Here is a 702-nt window from a genome sequence, read left to right as displayed (position 1 = left end):
GACTTAATCCAAAATGATAAAATTATATCTGCTGGCAATGTCCTGCCGTTAACGCAAAGAGACAGCGAGCAGAAGAAGCTTGGAACTAGACATCGTGCCGGTCTTGGTTTATCAGAATTAAGTGATGCGCTTGTTATCATCGTATCAGAAGAAACCGGACAAGCTTCCTTCAGCTTGGAAGGAAATTTATATCCCTTTTCACCGGGCAATGATCTGCTCCATTAAATGACACAAAGAAAAACCACCTCTTCATAAAGAGGTGGTAGTTGGTAGTGACGATTAACGCAATGTTTTCAATGCACCGCTCCAAGCGAGTACTTGATCTAACATGCCGTTCAAATTAGTAAGATGAAGATCAGCTGGTTTGAAAACAGAACCGTTCTCAAAATCAGTGAAGAGTGACAATGCAGGATGTACACGAACGTCAGCTACAGACAATTCGCCCAAAATTCCACGTAAATGCTCAGCTGCACGAGCACCGCCTACAGAACCGTAACTTACGATACCTGCTGCTTTATCGTTCCATGCGTCACGAGCATAATCAAGCGCATTTTTCAGTGATGCTGAAATACTGTGGTTGTATTCTTGTACAATAAATACGAATCCATCCAAGCTAGCAAGCTTCGTATTCCAAGCTGTTGCTTGCTCAGTAGCATCGCTTTCTCCCAAGAGCGGGAGCTTGAAATCCGCGATATCAACGAT

2 protein-coding genes are annotated in these 702 nt (G+C 43.3%); one reads left to right on the top strand and one right to left on the bottom strand.

Annotated elements, in window-relative coordinates:
- Positions 1–225 (top strand): diadenylate cyclase (locus AC1DSE_RS36090; RefSeq protein WP_477529223.1); only part of this gene is annotated, 225 nt, incomplete at its 5' end.
- A 54-nt stretch (positions 226–279) separates the two neighbouring features.
- Here the strand turns inward: AC1DSE_RS36090 and AC1DSE_RS36085 are convergent.
- Positions 280–702 (bottom strand): NADPH-dependent FMN reductase (locus tag AC1DSE_RS36085; protein ID WP_477529222.1); only part of this gene is annotated, 423 nt, incomplete at its 5' end.

Source organism: Paenibacillus sp. 01L418 (assembly GCF_056400045.1).
Note: the sequence above shows the minus strand (reverse complement) of the source record. Positions and strands in the feature narration are given on the sequence as shown.